The organism is Lentzea californiensis, assembly GCF_024648825.1.
GTDB classification, from domain to species: domain Bacteria; phylum Actinomycetota; class Actinomycetes; order Mycobacteriales; family Pseudonocardiaceae; genus Lentzea; species Lentzea californiensis.
Genome location: NZ_JANBBE010000011.1, coordinates 125202 through 144665 on the forward strand (window position 1 = coordinate 125202; position 19464 = coordinate 144665).

Genomic DNA, 19464 nt, shown 5'->3' on the forward strand with positions numbered 1-19464 from the left:
ATGCGTCTTCGCCGCCGAATGCACCCCCGACGATCCTTATCTGTCCGATGTGTCCCGTGTTACACCGATGGCTACTGGAGGTGGGTGTTTGTTCCGGTTGCTGGAGACCGCCGTCCGCGTCGAGCCGCTGGAGGGGGAGGGGCTCACCAACGTCCTGCACCTCGTCACGCTGGCCGACGGGCGCAAAGCCGTGCTGCGCCAACCCAAGGTGGCGCGCGACCTGCCGAAGTTCGTCATCCCCGGCGCACCGGAGGTCCTCGCGCACAACGGCCGCGGTGACGTGCTGGTCGAGTACGTCGAGGGCCGGACGCTGGCGGACGCGCTGCCGGTGTCCGAAGAGGTCTGGCGGCGCATCGGCGAGGCGTTCGCGAAGGTCCACGCGGTCGGGTTGCTGCACAACGACGTGAACCTGCACAACATCATCGTCAGCGAGGGAGCCGCCACGCTGATCGACTGGGACAACCCCGGCCTGGGCAACCCGCTCGACGAGCTGGCGGCGTTCGAGGAACACCTCTTCCTGCACGGAACCGTGCTGCCCCAGGCGTTCTGGATCGGCTACGGCTCCCGGCCCGGCCCGAACCTGCTGCGCGTGCACCGGATCGCCGGGTGCATCGGCTGGCTCGCGAGCGGGGACTGGCGGCAGTGGGAGGCCGACAGGACGCTGAAGCCGGAGAACCTGGCCAGGGTCCGGAACTGGCGGCGACTGCTCGCGAGCTGGCTCGCCGACCAGTTCCGGACCGACTTCCTAGCGGCTGAGGTTGCGGTACTTCAGCACCGAGAGCGGCCAGAAGATCGCCACGAACACCGCGGGCCACAGCACCGCCAGTAACAACGAGTTCTGCGCGGCCCACGAGTCACCGCCGACCCCGGGATTGCCGAACAGCTCACGCGCCGCCGCCACGGTCGACGACAGCGGGTTCCACTCCGCGACCACGCGCAGCCAGCCCGGCATCAGCTCCGGCGAGACGAACGTGTTCGCGAACATCGTCAGCGGGAACAGGAACATCCACGACGCCTGCGCCGCCTCCGGCTTGACCAGCAGGCCGATGTAGATGCCGACCCAGACCAGTGCGAACCGCAGCCACAGGAACAGCGCGAACGCCAGCAGGGCGTTGAGCGGCCCGTCGTGGAACGACCAGCCGATCGCCAGCCCGCACAGCGCGAGCACCAGCAGTTCGAGCGACGAGTTCACCAGGTCCGCGATGCTGCGTCCGGCCACCACGCCGGTCTGCGACATCGGGGAGGCGCGGAACCGGTCCGTGACGCCCCGGTCGGCGTCCATCGACACCATCATCAGCGTGGAGCCGACACCGAACGCGATGGTCTGGCCGAACATGCCCGGCAGCAGGAACTCGATGTAGTCACCGCCGCCGAAGACGTTCATCGCGCTGCCGAACACCAGCCCGAAGATCAGCACCGAGATGACCGGGTAGGCGAGGTTCGCGAACACCCTGACCGGTTCGCGCACCCAGTGGATCAGGTCCCGCTTGGCGACGATCCACGAGTCGACGACCGCGTACCTCATGCCTGCACCTCCGAGACGGCCTTGTGCCCGGTGATCGCGAGGAAGACGTCGTCCAGGGTCGGCCGCCGCAGCGCGATGTCCTCGGCCTCGACACCGCGTGCCGCCAGTGCCGACGTCACCCGCGTCAGCGCCGCCACCCGGTCGGCCACGGCCGCGCTCACCCGGAACGTGTCGGGGTCCACCTCGGCGTCGGGGCCGAGCACGTCCGCCACGAGCGGCAGTTCGTCGGCGTTGCGGACCACGACCTCGATCCGGTCGCCGCCGAGCTTGGACTTGAGCTGGTCCGGTGTGCCCTGGGCGGCGACGCGGCCGGTGTCCATCACGACGATCTGGTCGGCGAGCTGGTCGGCCTCGTCCAGGTACTGCGTGGTCAGCAGCACCGTCGTCCCCTCGCCGACGACCCGCTTCACCTCCCGCCAGACCTCGCCGCGGTTGCGCGGGTCGAGTCCGGTCGTCGGTTCGTCCAGGAACAGCACCGACGGCCTCATGACGAAGCTCGACGCCAGGTCCAAGCGCCGCCGCATGCCGCCCGAGTACTGCTTGGCCCGCTTGTCCGCCGCGTCGGTCAGCCCGAACTGCTCCAGCAGCTCGTCCGCCCGGACCTCGGCCCGGCGCTTGGAGAGGTGGTAGAGCCGCCCCCACATGACCAGGTTCTCCTTGCCGGTCAGCACGTCGTCGACCGTGGACTGCTGGCCGTTCAACGCCACCTGACGGCGCACCGCCGGCGCCTCGCGCACCACGTCGTGGCCCGCTACCTCGGCGCGGCCGCCGTCCAGGCGCAGCAACGTGGCCAGGATGCGCACCGCCGTGGTCTTGCCGGCGCCGTTCGGGCCGAGCAGCCCGCACACCGTTCCGGTGGGCACCGCCAGGTCGAACCCGTCGAGCGCCCAGTTCCTGTCGAACCTCTTGCGCAGGCCTTCCGCGAGCACCGCGTGTCCCACGACTCCACCCCCGTGACTTAACTGCTTACGTTGTACGCAGGGTGTACGTTGTACACGGTTCTAGGATTCACAGCAAGCAGGTTTGTGAAGGGGGCTGGGTGAAGAGCGATCGGGACCGGAGCGTGCGCCTGTTGTGGGAGCCGCCCGCCGAGCCGACCAGGGGACCGAAGGCCGCGCTGAGCCAGTCGCGGGTCGTCGAGGCCGCCATCAAGGTGGCCGACGCCGACGGCATCGACGCGCTCACGATGCGCCGGGTCGCCGAGACGCTGGGCAACACCGCGATGTCGCTCTACCGGCACGTGCCCGGCAAGTCCGAGCTGCTGGACCTGATGGTCGACGCGGTGTGGGGGGAGACCGAACCCACGCCCGAGGGCCCCTGGCGCGCCGGTCTGGAGTTCTTCGCCCGGCAGGTGTGGGCGATGTACCGCGCGCACCCGTGGATGCTGCAGCTGACGACCTCGCGCCGGATGCCCGGCCCGCACGCCATGACGCGCCAGGACGCGGCCTACGCCGCCGTCTCGGAGCTGGGGCTGGCGACCGAGGAGATGGTGGCCGTGGTGACGACGGTGGCCCACTTCGTCGACGGCGTCGGCCGCACGATGGCGGACCGCGTCCAGGCCGAGCGGGAGACCGGCGTGTCCGAGGAGGACTGGTGGGACGGCCGTGACGCGCTCTGGGAGCACTTCACGCCGGACCGGCTGCCGATGACGACCCGGATCTGGAACTCGGGCGGCTTCGACCGCCTCCTCGACGAGTTCGAGTTCGGCCTCGCGCGGGTCCTCGACGGCCTCGCGGTGTTCATCGAGTCCGACGAGCGACCGCTGTTTCGTACACAGACGTGCTTGTAGTCAATCATCCCACCTTGAGTCGTCCGATCGAGTGAAAAGGGCAGCTCAGCGCGGGGCAGAAGGGTAGTTGGGCGGTTACGTAATGCCATTGTTATGCGCAATCAGAATGAACTCGTTCGAACGCTGAACCGACCACTCCTATCTGCCCGTTTTCCTTCGTGACACCGTTTCGCCGCGGGGGTCGAATCGGGACGACGAGGAGGTCGTATGACAGCTGGCGCGCACGACGCGGTCACCCTTGGCTGCTACGCGCTCGGCGTTCTGGACGCGCACGAGAGTCTTGGCGTTGAGCAGCACCTTCGGGGCTGTCCGTCCTGCCGTGCGCAGGTCGCCGACTTCCATCGGATCCGAACAGCACTTGACGACGTGCCTCGTGAGGCATTTCTGCACGAGCTCGAGGACGACCTGCCCATGCCTTCGGACCTGCTGCTGCAGCGCACGCTGCGGCAGATCAGGCAGGAGTCGGTCATCCCGCAGCAGCGGGAGGCCGCTCCACGCCCGAGAGCCAGTCCGCAGCCGGTGGAGGACCTCCCCGAACCGCTGCACGCCAAGCCCCGGCGCTGGCCGGGTTACCTCGCCGCCGCGGCAGTAGCCGCGGTGGTCGCGTTCGGGGGTGCCGCGGCGCTCATGCAGAACCAGGCGCCGCAGACGTCGATCGCCGGACCTCGCACGGGCGAGGGCAAGGCGAGCGGCATCGAGCTGAAGGCGAACATCGAGCCTTCGTCGCAGGACCGGTACGAGGTCACGGCCAAGATCAACGGCCTGCCCGCCTTGCAGAAGTGCAAGCTGGTCGTGATCGCCAAGGACGGCACGAAGTCCGTGGCGACCACGTGGACCTCGTCCGAGAAGGGCAAGGCCGAGGGCGCGACGGTACGCGGCATGGTGAGCGTCCCGTCGGACCAGGTGCAGTCGATCGCGGTCGAGAACACCGAGGGCAAGCAGTTCGTGGTGGCGAACCTGTAGGGACGGAAACAGGCGAAGGGCCCGGATTCAGATGAATCCGGGCCCTTCGTCTTGTATTGGTGTAATTACACGGCTTGCAATGTCAGCCAGGCGCCGACGACGATGACCGTCGCGGCCGTGCCGACAGGTGCGTAATGCGACAGCAGGCGAGTGGCACGGCCGTCCAGGATTCTTTCGACGCGATCCCGCGCCTTCACGAGCAGCAGCCCCACCGCGGTGAGCGTGCCGGCCATGCCGATGCCGTAACCGAGGACCAGCAGGACGCCGAACCACGTGCGGCCCAGCGCCATCGCGCCGAGCAGGACCACCAGGGCGGACGGGGAGGGGACCAGGCCGTTGGCCGCGCCCATGCCGACGAGGCTCGCGCGGCTGTAGCCGTGGCCGTGCCCATGTCCGTGGCCATGACCGTGCCCGTGACCATGTCCGTGGCCATGCCCCGTCGAAACCCCGGCGAGTGCGGGTTCGCGGGTCGTCGACAGGGCCGAGCGCAGCAGCATCACGCCGATCATCGCGATCAGCACGCCGCTGACCAGCCCGAGCCAGCGCAGCACCTGTTCACCGGCCAGCGCGCTGGAGGCGCTGATGACCAAGCCGAGGACCAGCACACCACCGGTGTGCGTGGCCGTGACCGACGCGCCGACGATGAACGCGTCCTTCGGTGTGCCCTGTCGTCCGGCCAGGTAGGCGGCGATGAGCGTCTTGCCGTGACCGGGCAACGCGGCGTGCGAGGCGCCGAGCACCAACGACAGCAACAACGCCAGAAACCCGAGCCACGGCGTGAGGTCGTCGCTGCCCAGAATGTCGTTGAGCTTGGCCGCCGTGACGCTGAACGACTGGACGGGGGAGCCGGTGGCGATCTTCGGCTCGGACCCGCTGCCCGGTTCCGCGCTGAACGCGACGCCGCGGACGTCCATCGGGCTGCTGAGCAGGTCCTCCGGGTACGTCCGCAGCTCGTCGCTGACGCTCTCGGTCGGCACCTTCGAGTCGGTGAGCCGGATGCCGCTGCCGGCGGCGGTGATCTCACGCCAGCCGACCCGGTCGGTGTTCGACTCGTCGCGGAACTCGAGCCTGGCCGGCCGGTCCAGGTCCACCTTGGCGGTGAACTCGCAGACCAGCCGCGTGGTCAGGAGGTCGGCCTGGCCGACCGGGTGCTCCTTGGTGGAGCTGGAGAGCGTCCAGGTGATCCGGCGCCCGTCCACGGTGGAGCGGTCGGTGCGGGAGACCTCGCCGCACCACTGCTGCGCGTCGCGGGTCTTCAGGTTCTCCTGCAGCGTCGGGATCTCCGCCACGTCGACCACGGACCGCAGGTCGATCCGGTCCGGGTGCAGGTGCAGCCCGTGGTAGTGGTTGACGCTGAAGTTGCCCAGCGGGTGGGCGGACGCCTCGCCGTTGATGAAGAAGATGCCGGCGAGCAGCAACGCCGTCACCAGGACGGGCCGCACCACCCAGCTGGACAGGCTCACCGGCCGCCTCGAAGCTCCGCGAGCTTGCGACCCGCCTTCAGGGCCTGCAGCGGGGAGAAGTTCGCGTTCAGCCTGAGCGCCTGCACCAGTGCCTCCTGGGCTTCGGCGACGCGGCCGAGCGCGGCCAGGATCATGCCGCGGTGGTAGGAGAACGTGGCGTTCTGCCAGCCCAGCGCCACCGCGCGGTCGGAGTAGCTCAACGCCTCCGCGTCCCTTCCGTTGACGTGCAGTGCCCACGCCATGGCGTCGGCCACGAAGACGCTCTGCCGGCGGCCCCACTCGCTTTCCGCACGGCGCAGCGCCTGCATGCCATCACCCCGGTCTGCGGCGACGAGAGCCGCGGCCAGATCGTCGGAAGCACCCTGCGACTCCATCAGTCGTTGCTGTTCGGTGAGCACGGCCCACTGCTGGGCGGCCTCTTCGGTCCTCCCACCGGCTTCCAGCAGTTCCGCGTACTCCTGCAGGTACTGGGGCAGGGGAGCGCGCGCCACGAGCCTGCGGTACGACTCCAGCGCCACTGGGATCTCGCCCCGTGCCGCCGCGACCTTGGCCATGCCTTGAGTGAGAGTCATGTCGTCTCCTCTCGCCGCCAGTCCCTGCTCGTAGTGCTCAGCGGCTTCATCGAGCCGGTTGTGGTCGAACGCGAGTTCACCCAGCCGGTAACGGCAGAACGCGATCTCCTCGGGCGTCGTGGAGGCCTTCAGCGCACGCTGCATCGCGTCGCGGGCACCGTCGACGTCGCCGTGGAGTTCGAAGTGGAAGGAAGCACGGGCGAAGGACGCCGTGTTCGGTTTGAGGTCCAGCATCTTCTGCACCGCGTCCTGCGCGCCCGCGTCGTCGCCGAGCTGCGTCAACGCGTCCGCCAGCACGCCGTGCGCCTCCGCGGAGGCGGGCAGTGCGGCAACGGCTTTCAAAGCCCAGTCGCGGGCTGTGTGGAAGTCGTGGCGGGCGTTGGCCAGGGTGCCCATGCCGATGGCGGCAAGACCCGTGTCACCCGCGTTCTTCAGCGCGCCTTCGGCCTTCGCGTAGTAGGCCGGGTCGGCCGTCACCCTCGCCAGTTCCACATAGGACGAACCGAGCCGCGCCCAGGCGTCCTTGTCCTGCGGCAGCTCGTGCAGCCGCTGCTGCAGCTGGTGCACCACCTTGTGCATCTGGTTCTGCTGCGCCACGGCGGGGACCACGGGCTCAAGGGGCGCGCCCCCGGCCCTGCTGTCGGCAGGACCGGAGGCGGCGAGGTAGGCAAGCGCCGCGGTGACCAGGAGAACCACCGCGACGGCCTGCCGCTGCTGGTACTTCACTTCGAGTGCGACCCGTACTTGCGGATGTGCTGCTGACGCTTGCGCCACAGGAGGAAACCGGCGCCGAACACGGCCGCCGAGCCGACCGCGGTGGTCATGGCCATCGGGTCGATGTTCCCGATCTTGCCGACCGGGTTGACCGCGACCTCGGCCGTGGTGCCGGAGGCGTTGACGGCGGTGCCGTTGCGGGGCAGGCCCACGTACGGGAAGCTCGCCTCGAAAGGCTGGTCGTTCGCGTCGACCTTGTCACCCGTGGCCAGTGCGTCGACGAGCTTGCCGGACGCCGCGGCACCCTCCATCGCCTGGACGGCGATGTCCACCACGTCGTCGGTCAGGCGACGGCCGTTGGGGAAGCCCTGCGTGTCACCCGCGAGCAGGCCCAGGCGGTTCGGGTTGGCGTTCGGCTCGATCATCATGTTCAGCCGCAGCATCTCCGAGGGGCGGAACCGCCTCGCGTCCACGTCCTGGTTGTTGACCTGCGAGTTCAGGTCCGCGTTGATCTGCGCGCCGAGCTTCTTCGTGATGCCGGTCAGGAAGATCTCGGCCAGGTCGTCGCGCTGTCCCTGCGGCGCCGGGATCTTGTAGATCGCCTCGATCAGCTTGGGCAGCTCCGGGTTCACGACCCGGTCGACGAGCTCCTTCACGCCGGCGTCCTGGTCGGGGCGCAGGCCGTTGAACGCGTCCTTGAGGCCCGCGGGGGCCACGACCTCGTTCACCAGCGGGTTGCCCAGACGGGAGACCTGCACGAAGTCGCCGACCGCCTCCGCCTTGCCGGGCGAGAGCTTCATGGTGCGGCGCTGCGTGGTGCTCCAGATGCCGATGTTCGGGTTGCGGTGGGCGTCGTTGCGCAACGCCAGCGCCTGCTTGGGCAGCTGGATCGCGATGGTGTTGACGTTGTAGCCGCGCAGCGTGTCCTGGCCGACCTCGCTCAGGTTGCCGCCGTAGAGCAGGTCGAACACGCGCAGGTCGGCGAAGAACGCGTCCTCGGACGGGCCCACGTAGACCTTGCCGCCACCGGCGATCTGCGTGACCGCCTGGTCGCGCAGCTTCTTGAAGTCCGGCATCGACGCCGGGCCGTTCGGGGACGGCGCGACCGGGGCGTTGCTGACCAGCTTGACCTTCTGGCCGTTCTGGTAGATCGCCTCGAGGTTGTAACGCTGCCGGAACAGCAGGTTCTCGTCGTCGAGGGAGTCCACGACACCGTTGGCGTACAGGAACGTGTTGTTCTTGCGCCGGTCGTCGTCCTGGAAGGTGAACCGCAGGGTGACGTCGGGCTTGGCGTCGCCGTCGCTGTCGACGTTGAAGTCGTACTGCGCGTCCTCGGCCCACGGGAAGAAGTTGGGGCCACCGTTGGGTTCCTGGAACCCGGACCAGTTGCCGACCAGCGTCACGGTGTCCTTGTGGTCGGGACTCACGAACGCGTACAGGTCCGTGTTGTCCACGGCCGGGTCACCCGCGATGAGCGGAGCCTCGCGGTGGGACGACGCCGTGGCGTTGGTACCGCCGAACATGGCCGCGTTCAGCAGTGTGGCGGCCACCAGCGCGGCCGCAGCCACCTGGCCGCGCCGACCGCTGAGGGCGTGCGGTGATGACATTCGTGGGCAACCTTTCGGAGATGGTTCAGGCTTGTGCGTTCAGGCGCTGTGCATGAGCAGCGACGGTTCGCTGGAGTGGCTTGCGTGCACGGCGTGGCTCGTCCACCGCGCCTGGGTGAAGTCGCGAATGCCCTCGACGAGACGTTCCACGTCCTGTTCGGGCCGCACGACGAGCCGGGCGAACTTGCTGGTCATGCCGAGCTTGTTGCCGCATTCGCGGATGAAGACCTGGTGCTTGGCCAGCAGGTGGTCGCGCAGTTCGCGGCCGTCCATGCCTCCGCCGAGCTTCACGAACAGGAAGTTCGCCTGGGACGAGTACACGGTCAGGTCGGGGATGCGCGACAGCTCCATGCCCATGCGGTAGCGGTCGCGGCTGAGCAGCCGCAGGCTCTCGGCGTACTCGGCCTCGTGGTCGGCCAGCATGAACACGACGGTCTCCGCGAGGGAGTTGAGGTTCCACTTCGGCAGCGTCTTGCGCATCTTCCCGGCGAGTCCCGGGTTCGCGATCAGGTAGCCGAACCGGATGCCGTGCAGGCCGAAGTTCTTGCCGAGGCTCTTCAGCACGACCACGTTGGGCCGGATGGACGCCTCAGCGGCGACCGACGGGTTGCGCTCGACCTCCACGAAGTCGATGAACGACTCGTCGATCACGATCAGGTCGAGGTCGGACAGCTCGTCCATGAACCGGATGATCTCCCGGCGCGGCAGGTAGCCGCCGTCGGGATTGTTCGGGTTGCAGATGACCGCGACCTTGCTGCCCCGAGTGCGGATGAACTTGATGTACTCGTCGATGTCCAGTTCGAAGTTGTCGCTCTCCTGGAGCAGGAACATGTCGACGCGCTTGTTGCTCTCCATCGGCTGGTCGGTCCAGCGTCCGAAGGTCGGGATCGGGATCGCGACGCTCTCGTGGATCCACAGGTGGTCCATCCACGTGATCAGCTCGGTCGAGCCGTTCGACATCGCGAGCGTCGCCGGGTTCAGCCCCAGCACCTTGGAGAGCTGGTCCGCGATCTTGCTGGAGTCGCTCGGGTAGAACTTGAGCACCGACTCCAGGTTCTTCGACAGCTCCTCGAACATCTCCGGCGTCGGAAAGTACGGATTGCACGGGATGCAGAAGTCGACGAGCTCACCCGCACCCGTCCGCGACAGCTCGAAGTAGGACGGGCTGTGCGCGGTCTGCTGGAAGAGACCCGAGTCCACACCATGCCGCACGCGATCACTCCGTCCTTCGATCCGTTTCCGACACCGGGGCATACGTGCCGATGTTCATCCCGGTTCACGGGTCCGTTTCGGGAAGGTCTCGGAACGGTCTCGTACGCAACCTCGCGTACTCCGGATCCTCACGCCGGCGGACGCCGGTTCGCCCGGTGCCCGGGAGGGTGGGAACCACGTGATCGCCGGAGGGGTCGGGATGCTGGGGAAGCTGCTGCTCGCGGTGTCGTTGCTGATGCCGGTGGTGTCCGGTTCGTTGACTGTCCACACCGGTCAGATCGACGGCGCCGAATACCGGGTCGAGGTGCCATCTCCTTGGAACGGAACGCTTCTGCTCTACAGCCACGGCACCTATCCCGCCGGGTACACGCCGCCGATCGAGATGGCCTCACGGCCTGCCGCGCGTGCTGACCTCCTGAAGCGTGGCTACGCTCTCGCAGCCTCCCGGTACAGCGTTCCGCACGGCCACTCGGTGCCCGACGCGTTGCGCGACCAACCCGCGCTCGTGTCGTGGTTCTCGGGTGCCGTGGGACGTCCCCGGCGCGTGATCGCCTGGGGATCGTCACTGGGCGGGCTCACCTCCGTGGTGCTGGGGGAGCGCGGCCGGTTCGACGGCGTGCTGGCCCTGTGCGGGGCGCTCGGAGGGGCCGTCGAGCGGTCCAACCAGCTGCTCGACCTCGGGTTCGTCATCCGGACCCTGCTGCAACCGTCCCTGGAGGTCGTGCGGATCTCCGATGTGGCTTCGAACGAGACGCGGGCGGTCGCGGCCGTCGACGCGGCGCTGGGATCGGGCGACCGGACGCGCCCGGCTGGCGTTGGCCAACGCCGTAGCGGGTATCCCTGCCTGGTCACGGGTGCACGAACCCCGTCCGGTGGAAGTGGTGGAGGCGGTGACGCAGGCAGCCGTTCACGACCGAACGCTCGCCAGGTCGCTCGCGTGGGGCAGCGGCCGCGCCGACATCGAGGCGCGCGCCGGTGGCAACCCGAGCTGGAACACGGGTGTGGACTACCGCCGGCTGCTCGATCGGTCGTCCCAGAGGCAGCTGGTGCCGGCGGCCCACCGTGAAGCCGGAGTGGTCCTCGAAGACGACCTCGTCTCCCTGGCGGCCGCTCCACGGGTCTCCGCGGACGCCTCCGCCGTCCGCTGGCTCCGATCCTCCGGCGACCCCTCCGGCCGGCCCCGCTCACCCGTCGTGACGCTGCAGGCGCTCGGCGACTCCACCCCGGCCGAGCACTCCGGCGCCTACCGCGGACGTGACGTACGACAACTCTTCGTCAACCGCGCCGGGCACCGCATGCACACGGCGGCAGAGGAACTCGTCGCTCCGCGTGTCCTCGAAGACCGCATCTCGACCGGCTGCTGGCAGCACGCCGACCTGAACTCCCTGGCCGGTCAGCACGGCCCTGAGATGCGGGTACTCCAGGACTGGACCACGACTCCACCCCGTGAGGAGACCGTGGCGCCGGGCTTTGTGACGCACCACCCAGGGCGGTTTCCGCGACCGTGACGGGCGTCTTGCGAAATATTGTCGGTGGGTGCGGATACCCTGCTGGCAGTCCGCACACAATCAGGGAGCAATACCCGTGACCGCAGAGACCCTGTACGGGGCCGACGACCTCACCCACCTGGAAGGTCTGGAGGCCGTACGCAAACGGCCAGGCATGTACATCGGGTCCACCGACAGCCGGGGCATCAACCACCTCTTCAGCGAGATCGTCGACAACTCCACCGACGAGGGCGTCGCCGGGCACGCGACGAAGATCGTGGTGACCCTGCACGCCGACGGCAGCGTCCAGGTCGACGACGACGGCCGCGGCATCCCGACCGACGTGCACGCGAAGTCCGGTCTGTCCGGTGTGGAACTGGTGCTCACCAAGCTGCACGCCGGCGGCAAGTTCGGCGGCTCCGGCTACAAGACCTCCGGCGGCCTGCACGGCGTCGGCGCCTCCGCCGTCAACGCCCTCTCCCACCGCTACGACGTCACCGTGCGGCGCGGCGGCAAGGTCCACGAGATGTCGTTCGCCCACGGCGTTCCCGGCGTCTTCGACGGCCCCGGCCCCAAGGCCAAGTTCACCCGCCAGAACGGGCTGAACGTCGTCGGCAAGATGAAGCGCAACGAGTCGACCGGCACCTCGACCCGCTACTGGTACGACGCCCGTTACTTCGAGAACGGCGCCGCGCTCGACGTGGAGACCGTCCGCCAGAAGCTGCGCAACACGGCGTTCCTCGTCCCCGGCGTCACCTACGTCCTGCGGGCCGCCCTGGAAGACTCGATCTCCGAAGAGGTCTTCCAGTACCCCAACGGCCTCACCGACATGGTCGACTTCCTCGCCCCCTCGGGCGACCGAGCGGTCTCCGGCACGCTGGTGATCACCGGCACCGGCACCTACTTCGAGAACGCCGCCGACGAGAACGGCGTGATGCGGTCCAAAGTGGAGCGTCAGGCCGAGATCGAGGTGGCGCTGCGCTGGGGCACCGGCTACGAACGCATCGTCGAATGCTTCACCAACACGATCCGCAACGTGCACGGCGGCACACACCGCCGCGGCTTCGACCGCGCCGTCGTGAAGTCGGTGCAGGACGCCATCTCCAAGACCCGCGGCCTGCTCAAGCCGAAGGAGGAGATGCCGACCCTGGACGACGTGCTCGAAGGCATGACCGCCGTCATCCACGTCCGCATCCCCGAACCGCAGTTCACCTCGCAGACCAAGGACGAGCTCTCCACCGCCGGCATCACCAAGGTGCTGCAGGGCATCGTCGACCAGCAGATCCGCGCGTGGACCGAGGACCGCAAGACCAAGCTCGAAGCCAAGACCGTGCTGCAGAAGGTCGTCGACGCCTCGCGCGTCCGGCTCACGCAGAAGCAGCAGAAGGACGCGGCACGCCGCAAGACCGCGCTCGAGGGCGCGGCCATGCCGGCCAAGCTGGTCGACTGCCGCACCACGGGGGTGTCCCGTTCTGAGCTTTTCCTCGTGGAAGGCGACAGCGCCCTCGGCTCGGCCAGAATGGCGCGCGTCTCCGAGTACCAGGCGCTGCTCCCCTTGCGCGGCAAGATTCTCAACGTGCAGAAGGCCTCGCTGGCCGACACGCTGCGCAACGCCGAGATCGCGTCCATCGTCCAGGTCCTCGGCGCCGGCACCGGCCGCACCTTCGACCTCCCGCAGATGCGGTACGGCCGAGTGATCCTGATGGCGGACGCGGACGTCGACGGCAGCCACATCCGCACGTTGCTGATCACGTTGTTCGCCAAGTACATGCGCCCGGTGATCGAGGACGGCCGCCTCTACGCGGCCATGCCCCCGTTGCACAAGGTCATGACGCGGGGCCGCAACCCCGAAACGCACTTCACCTTCACCCAGCGCCAGATGGAGCAGAAGGTCGCGTCGCTGGAGAGGGCCGGCAAGCAGGTCGTCACGCCGGTGCCGCGGTTCAAGGGCCTGGGCGAGATGGACGCGGACGAGTTGTGGGACACCACGATGAATCCCTCCACCCGTTCGGTCCGCCGCATCACCATGGTCGACGTCGACGCCGCCGAGCAAGCCCTCGAACTGCTGATGGGCGAGAAGGTCGAACCGCGCCGGAACTGGCTCGTCGAGTCCGCCGCACGGGTCGACCAGTCGGCCATCGACCTCTAAGCCTTCAAGAGACAGACGGAGTCACGAAGTCATGGCACGCCGCAAGGGACCCACGACCAAGGTCGACCCAGCCGCGTTCGACCGGGCCGGCGCCAAGGTGCTCGACAACCCGCTGAAGACGGAGATCGAGGACTCGTACCTGGAGTACGCGTACTCGGTCATCCACTCGCGGGCACTTCCGGACGCGCGGGACGGCCTCAAGCCGGTGCACCGCCGCATCCTCTACTCGATGCACGACAACGGACAGCGGCCAACATCGCCGTACGTGAAGTCGTCTCGCGTGGTCGGCGACACGATGGGCCGCTACCACCCGCACGGAGACACAGCGATCTACGACGCGCTGGTCCGTCTCGCACAGGACTTCAGCCTGAACGAGCCGTTGATCGACGGGCATGGAAACTTCGGGTCACCAGACGATGGACCGGCCGCGAGCCGATACTGTCTCGTCGGCGACACCAGGATTCGGCTCGCCGATGGTTCGAGCGCGCGAATCGCTGACCTGGTCAATCTTCCTGCTGATTCCGAGGCCGATGCCGACTTCGAGGTGCTCGACAAGGACGGCAAGGCCGTCCAGGTCGACAAGGTCTTCAACTCCGGTGTGCACCCGACGCTTCGGATGACCACGAAGTCCGGATTTTCGGTCCGTGGCAGCGAAAACCACCTAGTCCTCTGCCTTGAGGCGCCAATGGGTGTGCCACTGTTCCAGTGGCGGCGCCTGGATGAGCTCAAGCCCGGCGCGGTCGTGGCCGTAGCCCGGAACGCCTGGTCTCAGATCACCCCCACCGCGCAGGAGTACGTCCTCGGAGTTCTCGCCGGGGCATGGGTGTCGGAGGGCTTTGCGTCCGAGACGCGGGCTGGGTTCAACAACACCGACGAGCACTTCTTCGGTGAGGTCCTGCACGCTTACGACCAGGTGGTCGGCGGCCAGCGCCACCTCAACGAGCGGGAGACGCGCCGGGACCGGAAGAAGATCTGGGAGCTCGACGTTCAGGAGTGTTCGGGTGGCATGGACGCCTTCCGGGCGAGTCCGTTGGCAGAACTCATCGGCCACCAGGCACGAGACAAGTTCGTGCCGGAGTGCGTCTGGCGCGGTGGCTGGGGCGTCAAGCGCGCCTTCCTGATGGCGGCGTTCGAAGGTGACGGCGGCTGCCGCGTCGCGAAGGACGGCTTCACGGTTCAGTACTCGTCTTACAGCGAGCGACTCACCGCTGAGATGCAGGAGCTGCTTGCGGAGTTCGGCGTCATCGCCGCGCATCGCCGCTACGTCCGTGTCAGCGGCGCGGTGGAACACCGACTGGTCGTCTCCGGGCTGCGCAACGTCACGGCCTTCGCCGAGCGCGTCGGCTTCCTCAAGACCAAGCAGGCGAAGCTGAAGGACCTGCTGAAGCATTCGCCGCTGCGACCGCACCGGCTCAGCCAGGACTCCGTGCCGTTCGTCGCTGACTACGTTCGGAGCGCGCTCGACTTCGACCGCCGGGGCAGCGGTCGCAAGTGGCTGACCCAGCACAACTTCGACAGGGTCGAGCGCTGGGAGACCGAGCGGCTGAGGATCATCGACCGGATCAAGGACCCGGAGATCCTCGCGACGATCCTGCCGATCATGGATTCCGGCTATCGATTCGAGCCGGTGACCACGGTCGAGGCTGCGGAACCGGCCGAGGTCTACTCGGTCCGGGTCGTTTCGGAGGACCACTCGTTCCTCGCGGGCGGGTTCGTCAACCACAACACCGAAGCGCGCATGTCCCACGCGGCGATGCAGCTGGTCGGTGAGCTGAACGAGGACACGGTCGACTTCCGGCCGAACTACGACGGTTCGCTGGAAGAGCCGACGGTGTTGCCGGCGGCGTTCCCGAACTTGCTGGTCAACGGCACGTCGGGCATCGCGGTCGGCATGGCCACGAACATGATTCCGCACAACCTCCGCGAGGTCGTGGGCGCGGCGCGGTGGCTGATCAACCACCCTGAAGCCGACCTCGACAAGCTGATGGAGTTCATTCCAGGCCCTGACCTGCCGACCGGAGGCATCCTGCTCGGCCTGGACGAGGTCCGGAAGGCCTACGAGACCGGGCGAGGCGTCGTGCGCATGCGCGCGAAGGTCGAGACCGGTCCGCTCGAAGGCTCCCGCGGGCGTCAGGCCATCACGGTCACCGAGCTCCCGTACGGCGTGGGGTCGGAGCGGATCGTCGAGAAGATCACCGACGAGGTCAACAAGTCCAAGCGCCTCACGGGCATCGCGGACGTCAAGGACCTGACCGACCGCGAGAACGGCATCCGGCTCGTCATCGAGTGCAAGGTCGGCGTCAACCCGCAGGCCCTGCTCGCGGACCTCTACCGGCTGACGCCGATGGAGCAGTCGTTCGGCATCAACAACCTGGTGCTGGTCGACGGCCAGCCTCAGACGCTGGGGCTCAAGCAGCTGCTGGAGGTGTTCCTCCAGCACCGCTACGAGGTCGTCACGCGGCGCACGAAGTTCCGCCGCCGCAAGCGCGAGGAACGCCTGCACCTGGTCGAGGGCCTGTTGCTGGCCCTGCTCGACATCGACAAGGTCATCAAGCTGATCCGGGGCAGTGAGAACGCGACTGCCGCCAAGGACGGCCTGATGAAGCAGTTCAAGCTGTCGGAGATCCAGGCCTCGTACATCCTCGACACGCCGCTGCGGCGCCTGACCAAGTTCGACAAGCTCGAGCTCGAGAACGAGCAGGACAAGCTGCGCAAGGAGATCGCGGAGCTCACCGCGATCCTGGACGACGAGGGCGTGCTCAGGAAGCTCGTCTCGACCGAGCTCGCGGCCGTGGCGAAGGACCTGGGCGGCGAGCGCCGCACGAGCCTCATCGACGGTGACCTCAAGGAGGTGCTGGCGGCGTCCAAGCCCGCCGGTCCGCTGGAGGTCGCGGACGATCCGTGCCAGGTGATCCTGAGCGCCGCCGGTCTCGTCGCGCGCACGGCGGCCGAGTCGGAGGAGGCGTCCGAGGGCAAGCGCCGGGCGGGCCGCGTGAAGCACGACGCTGTGCTGGCCGTGGTGCACTCCACGGCGCGAGGCCAGGTCGTCCTCATCACGAACCTGGGCCGCGCGTTCAAGACGGACGTGCTCCCACTACCCGTGCTGCCGGATCAAAGCGGCACGGTCTCGATGCGCGGCGGCATGGCGGCCTCCGAGCTGGTGCCGCTGAACAAGGGCGAGAAGGTCGTCGGCATCGCGCCGCTCGACCCGAAGGACTCACCGGGCATCGCGCTGGGCACGAAGCTGGGCACCGTGAAGATCTGCGTGCCGGAGTGGCCGGTCCGCTCGGACGAGTTCGAGGTCATCTCGCTCAAGGACGGCGACGAGATCGTCGGCTGCACCTGGCTCACCGACGGCAGCGAGACCCTCGCGTTCGTCAGCTCCGACTCGTCGCTCCTGCGCTACGACGCGAAGCTCGTGCGGCCGCAGGGCCTCAAGGGCGGCGGTATGGCGGGCATCAACCTGAGCGGTGACGCGTACGTGGTGTTCTTCGGCGCGATCCGCACGGACGACGACGAACACGGCGAGCCGATGGTCGTCACCTCGTCCGGCCAGAGCGTGAAGGTCACGCCGTTCAGCGAGTACCCGGCCAAGGGGCGTGCGACGGGCGGCGTGCGGTCGCAGCGCTTCCTCAAGGGCGAGACGCACCTGGTGCTCGCGTGGATCGGCGCGCGCCCGGCCGGTGCGGACGACAAGGGCACGCCGGTGGAGTTGCCTGCCATCGACCCGCGCCGCGACGGCTCAGGCCACGCGCACCCCGGTCCGAACATCATCGGGCACCTGATCGAACGGGACTAGCCGAGTCCGACGCCGGCGAGGAGGAGCTGCTCCTCGCCGGCGAGTCCACAGTTCAGTGTCTTCTGGACGAGCCTGGCAGGCCTCCGGACACCACGGAGGTGATCCGGAGTGGCTGGGCCCGGCCGGTACTGAGTCCTGGCTGCGCTGTTGCACCAACGGCATCTGCACGGCAGGTTCTGCAGGCGCTTCTTCTTCGCTGCCTTGGGTCGCTTCTTCTTGATGAACGCCAGCCGCAGGGCGAGTGTCGGTGACGACATGACGTCGAGGTCGTGCTGGATGGCGTCGTGCGTCGCAAGTAGTCGGGCGGCTCTGGCAATGTCGATGGACTCGGCCTCCCCGCCGGTCAGGCGCGGCTAGCATTCCGCCATGCCCCGCACCACTCCGCCGCGTCCGGTCGATCTGGCGCAGCACCTTCCCCGCATGGCATCCCTGGCCCGCACCGCTGTGCGGCTGCACCCGAGGCCAGGTGAACCGAGCGCGGCGGACAGCTCGTTCGGCGGTCCGTTGTGGTGGCCGGCGGGGGAACCGTGGCCTGCCTGCGCCGTGCACGCCGACTCCACAGTGGACGGTGCGAGCATCGTCGATGTGATGGCGCGGCGGCGGATTCTGGCGGAAGCGTGGGCCCGTCCGCGTGAGCGAGGGGTGAACCTGCTGACCGCGGAGGAGAAGGTGGTCGTCGACCGCGTGGACGACGGCACGCCGATCGTCCAGGACGGGCCGTTGCCGATGGTGCCGGTGGCCCAGTTGTACGCGCGGGACGTTCCTTGCCTGCCCCGCCCGGACGGCGCAGATCTGCTGCAGGTGCTGTGGTGCCCGTTCGACCACGAGGACGACGGCTACGTGCCGAGCACCGTGCTGCGCTGGCGGGTCGTGGCCGAGGTGACGGACCTGCTGATCGACCCTCCACTGCCGTCGGCGGTCGACGACAACTACCTGCCGCAGCCCTGTGTGCTGCACCCGGAGGAGGTCACGGAGTACCCGGCTCCGCATTGCCTGCCCGCCGGCCTGGCCCGGGAGGTCAGGGAGTGGGAGGACCGGGAGTCGGCGAGGTACCAGTACGACCTGTCCGTCGCCCCCGGCTGCAAGGCCGGTGGGTACGGGCCGTGGAGCTTCTCCGACCCGTCTCCCATGTCCTGTCCGGATTGTGGCGCGGACGTCGAGCCGCTGCTGACCATCGCCAGCTCCGAGTGGGACGGTGTGAAGAGCTGGCAGCCGCTCGAGGACGCCGAGGTCGTTCACCCGCCCTACCCGGCCGCGCACGAGCCGACGATGCTCAGCATCGGCCGCGGCTACAACCTGCAGCTCTACACGTGTGTCGCTTCCCCGGCGCACCGGCACGTCACGAACATGCAGTAGCGGGCAACGGCGACCGCACCTAGAGCCCGAAGCCGCCGGACACCTCGACGTTCTGCGCGGTGATCCACCGGCCGTCCTCACCGGCGAGCGCCGCGATCGCCACCGCCACGTCGCCGGGCTCACCGACACGGCCCAGCGCGGTCTTCTCGGCCAGCAAGGGGATGAACTCCGGGAACTTCTCGAAGGCGTCGCCGCCCAGCCTGGTGCGGGTGGCGCCGGGGGAGACGGAGTTGACGCGGATGCGGCGCGGGCTGAGCTCCTTGGCCAGGTAGCGCGTCAGCACGACCAGGGCACCCTTCATGCTGGCGTAGCCGGAGTAGCCGGGCTCGGGCTGGTCGGTGGAGCTGCTGGTCGTGTTGATCACCGCGCCGCCGTCCGCGAGGAGCGGGAGCAGGGTCTGGGTGAGGAAGAACGGGCCCTTGAGCAGGACCCGGTAGAGCTTGTCGAAGAGTTCTTCCGTCGTGTCGGGGAACAGGGCGGTCTGGGAGAAGCCCGCGTTGTTGACGAGCACGTCGAAGTCGTCCCGGCCCCAGCCGTGCAGCACTTCGCCCACCCGGTTCCGGAACGCCGCGAAGGTGTCGCTGCGGCCGACGTCCAGGTGCAGCGCGGTGGCCTTGCCGCCGTTCTGCTCGATGGCCGCCACGGCCTGCTTGGCGCCTGCCTCGTTGGAGCTGTAGGTGAGGATCACGGCGGCGCCCCGCCCGGCCAGTTCCACCGCGGTGCTCCAGCCGATGCCCGAGCTGCCACCGGTCACGATCGCTACCGACATGTTCCTACCGCCTTCTCTGGTCTGCCTGGTTTCTGATGAACCAAGCAGACCAGGTGAGG

15 protein-coding genes are annotated in these 19464 nt (G+C 68.4%); 8 read left to right on the top strand and 7 right to left on the bottom strand.

The annotated features are described in order from the left end of the window. The first annotated feature begins 88 nt into the window (after positions 1 to 88). Positions 89 to 829, top strand: coding sequence for a lipopolysaccharide core heptose(II) kinase RfaY (locus tag LX88_RS32520; protein ID WP_258951605.1), 741 nt, complete (start codon positions 89 to 91; stop codon positions 827 to 829). Here the strand turns inward: LX88_RS32520 and LX88_RS32525 are convergent. Both LX88_RS32525 and LX88_RS32530 read right to left on the bottom strand, forming a co-directional pair. Further along, on the bottom strand, positions 746 to 1525 hold the full coding sequence (locus LX88_RS32525) for an ABC transporter permease (RefSeq protein ID WP_258951606.1): 780 nt from the start codon (positions 1523 to 1525) through the stop codon (positions 746 to 748). The genes LX88_RS32520 and LX88_RS32525 overlap by 84 nt on opposite strands. Next, positions 1522 to 2466, bottom strand: a complete 945-nt coding sequence (locus LX88_RS32530) for an ATP-binding cassette domain-containing protein (protein WP_258951607.1) — start codon at positions 2464 to 2466, stop codon at positions 1522 to 1524. The genes LX88_RS32525 and LX88_RS32530 overlap by 4 nt, the downstream gene beginning before the upstream one ends. Before the next feature lie 98 nt (positions 2467 to 2564). On the opposite strand from LX88_RS32530, the gene LX88_RS32535 reads away from it, so the two are divergent. Both LX88_RS32535 and LX88_RS32540 read left to right on the top strand, forming a co-directional pair. Continuing rightward, positions 2565 to 3314, top strand: coding sequence for a TetR/AcrR family transcriptional regulator (locus LX88_RS32535; RefSeq protein ID WP_258951608.1), 750 nt, complete (start codon positions 2565 to 2567; stop codon positions 3312 to 3314). A gap of 207 nt (positions 3315 to 3521) precedes the next feature. Next, a complete protein-coding gene (locus LX88_RS32540; protein ID WP_258951609.1) occupies positions 3522 to 4277 on the top strand; it encodes an anti-sigma factor family protein in 756 nt (251 codons plus the stop codon). Positions 4278 to 4342: 65 nt separating this feature from the next. On the opposite strand, the gene LX88_RS32545 is transcribed toward LX88_RS32540, so the two are convergent. The 4 genes from LX88_RS32545 to LX88_RS32560 are packed head-to-tail and all read right to left on the bottom strand — an operon-like array spanning position 4343 to position 9845. Further along, positions 4343 to 5740 (bottom strand): nickel/cobalt transporter, encoded by a 1398-nt coding sequence (locus tag LX88_RS32545; RefSeq protein ID WP_258951610.1) that lies wholly within the window; start codon positions 5738 to 5740, stop codon positions 4343 to 4345. Then, the gene (locus LX88_RS32550) at positions 5737 to 7038 is read right to left on the bottom strand and encodes a tetratricopeptide repeat protein (protein ID WP_258951611.1); all 1302 of its coding nucleotides are present in this window, start codon (positions 7036 to 7038) and stop codon (positions 5737 to 5739) included. Before LX88_RS32550 ends, LX88_RS32545 begins: the two co-directional genes overlap by 4 nt. Next, a complete protein-coding gene (locus LX88_RS32555; protein ID WP_258951612.1) occupies positions 7035 to 8633 on the bottom strand; it encodes a DUF4331 domain-containing protein in 1599 nt (532 codons plus the stop codon). The genes LX88_RS32550 and LX88_RS32555 overlap by 4 nt, the downstream gene beginning before the upstream one ends. 39 nt (positions 8634 to 8672) lie before the next feature. Beyond that, positions 8673 to 9845, bottom strand: a complete 1173-nt coding sequence (locus LX88_RS32560; RefSeq protein ID WP_258951613.1) for a pyridoxal phosphate-dependent aminotransferase — start codon at positions 9843 to 9845, stop codon at positions 8673 to 8675. A gap of 178 nt (positions 9846 to 10023) precedes the next feature. Between LX88_RS32560 and LX88_RS32565 the strand changes: the two genes are divergently transcribed. The 5 genes from LX88_RS32565 (at position 10024) to LX88_RS32585 (ending at position 18636) form a co-directional block, all read left to right on the top strand. After that, the gene (locus LX88_RS32565) at positions 10024 to 10911 is read left to right on the top strand and encodes a hypothetical protein (RefSeq protein ID WP_258951614.1); all 888 of its coding nucleotides are present in this window, start codon (positions 10024 to 10026) and stop codon (positions 10909 to 10911) included. A gap of 7 nt (positions 10912 to 10918) precedes the next feature. After that, positions 10919 to 11353, top strand: coding sequence for a hypothetical protein (locus LX88_RS32570; RefSeq protein ID WP_258951615.1), 435 nt, complete (start codon positions 10919 to 10921; stop codon positions 11351 to 11353). A 76-nt stretch (positions 11354 to 11429) separates the two neighbouring features. After that, on the top strand, positions 11430 to 13481 hold the full coding sequence (locus LX88_RS32575; protein ID WP_258951616.1) for a DNA gyrase/topoisomerase IV subunit B: 2052 nt from the start codon (positions 11430 to 11432) through the stop codon (positions 13479 to 13481). A 31-nt stretch (positions 13482 to 13512) separates the two neighbouring features. After that, entirely contained in the window at positions 13513 to 17280 is a 3768-nt protein-coding gene (locus LX88_RS32580) for a DNA gyrase subunit A (protein WP_258951617.1), read from the top strand. A 366-nt stretch (positions 17281 to 17646) separates the two neighbouring features. Continuing rightward, positions 17647 to 18636 (top strand): hypothetical protein, encoded by a 990-nt coding sequence (locus LX88_RS32585; RefSeq protein ID WP_258951618.1) that lies wholly within the window; start codon positions 17647 to 17649, stop codon positions 18634 to 18636. Positions 18637 to 18655: 19 nt separating this feature from the next. Here LX88_RS32585 and LX88_RS32590 read toward each other — a convergent pair whose 3' ends face one another. After that, entirely contained in the window at positions 18656 to 19405 is a 750-nt protein-coding gene (locus LX88_RS32590; RefSeq protein ID WP_258951619.1) for an SDR family NAD(P)-dependent oxidoreductase, read from the bottom strand. Between the last annotated feature and the right edge of the window lie 59 nt (positions 19406 to 19464).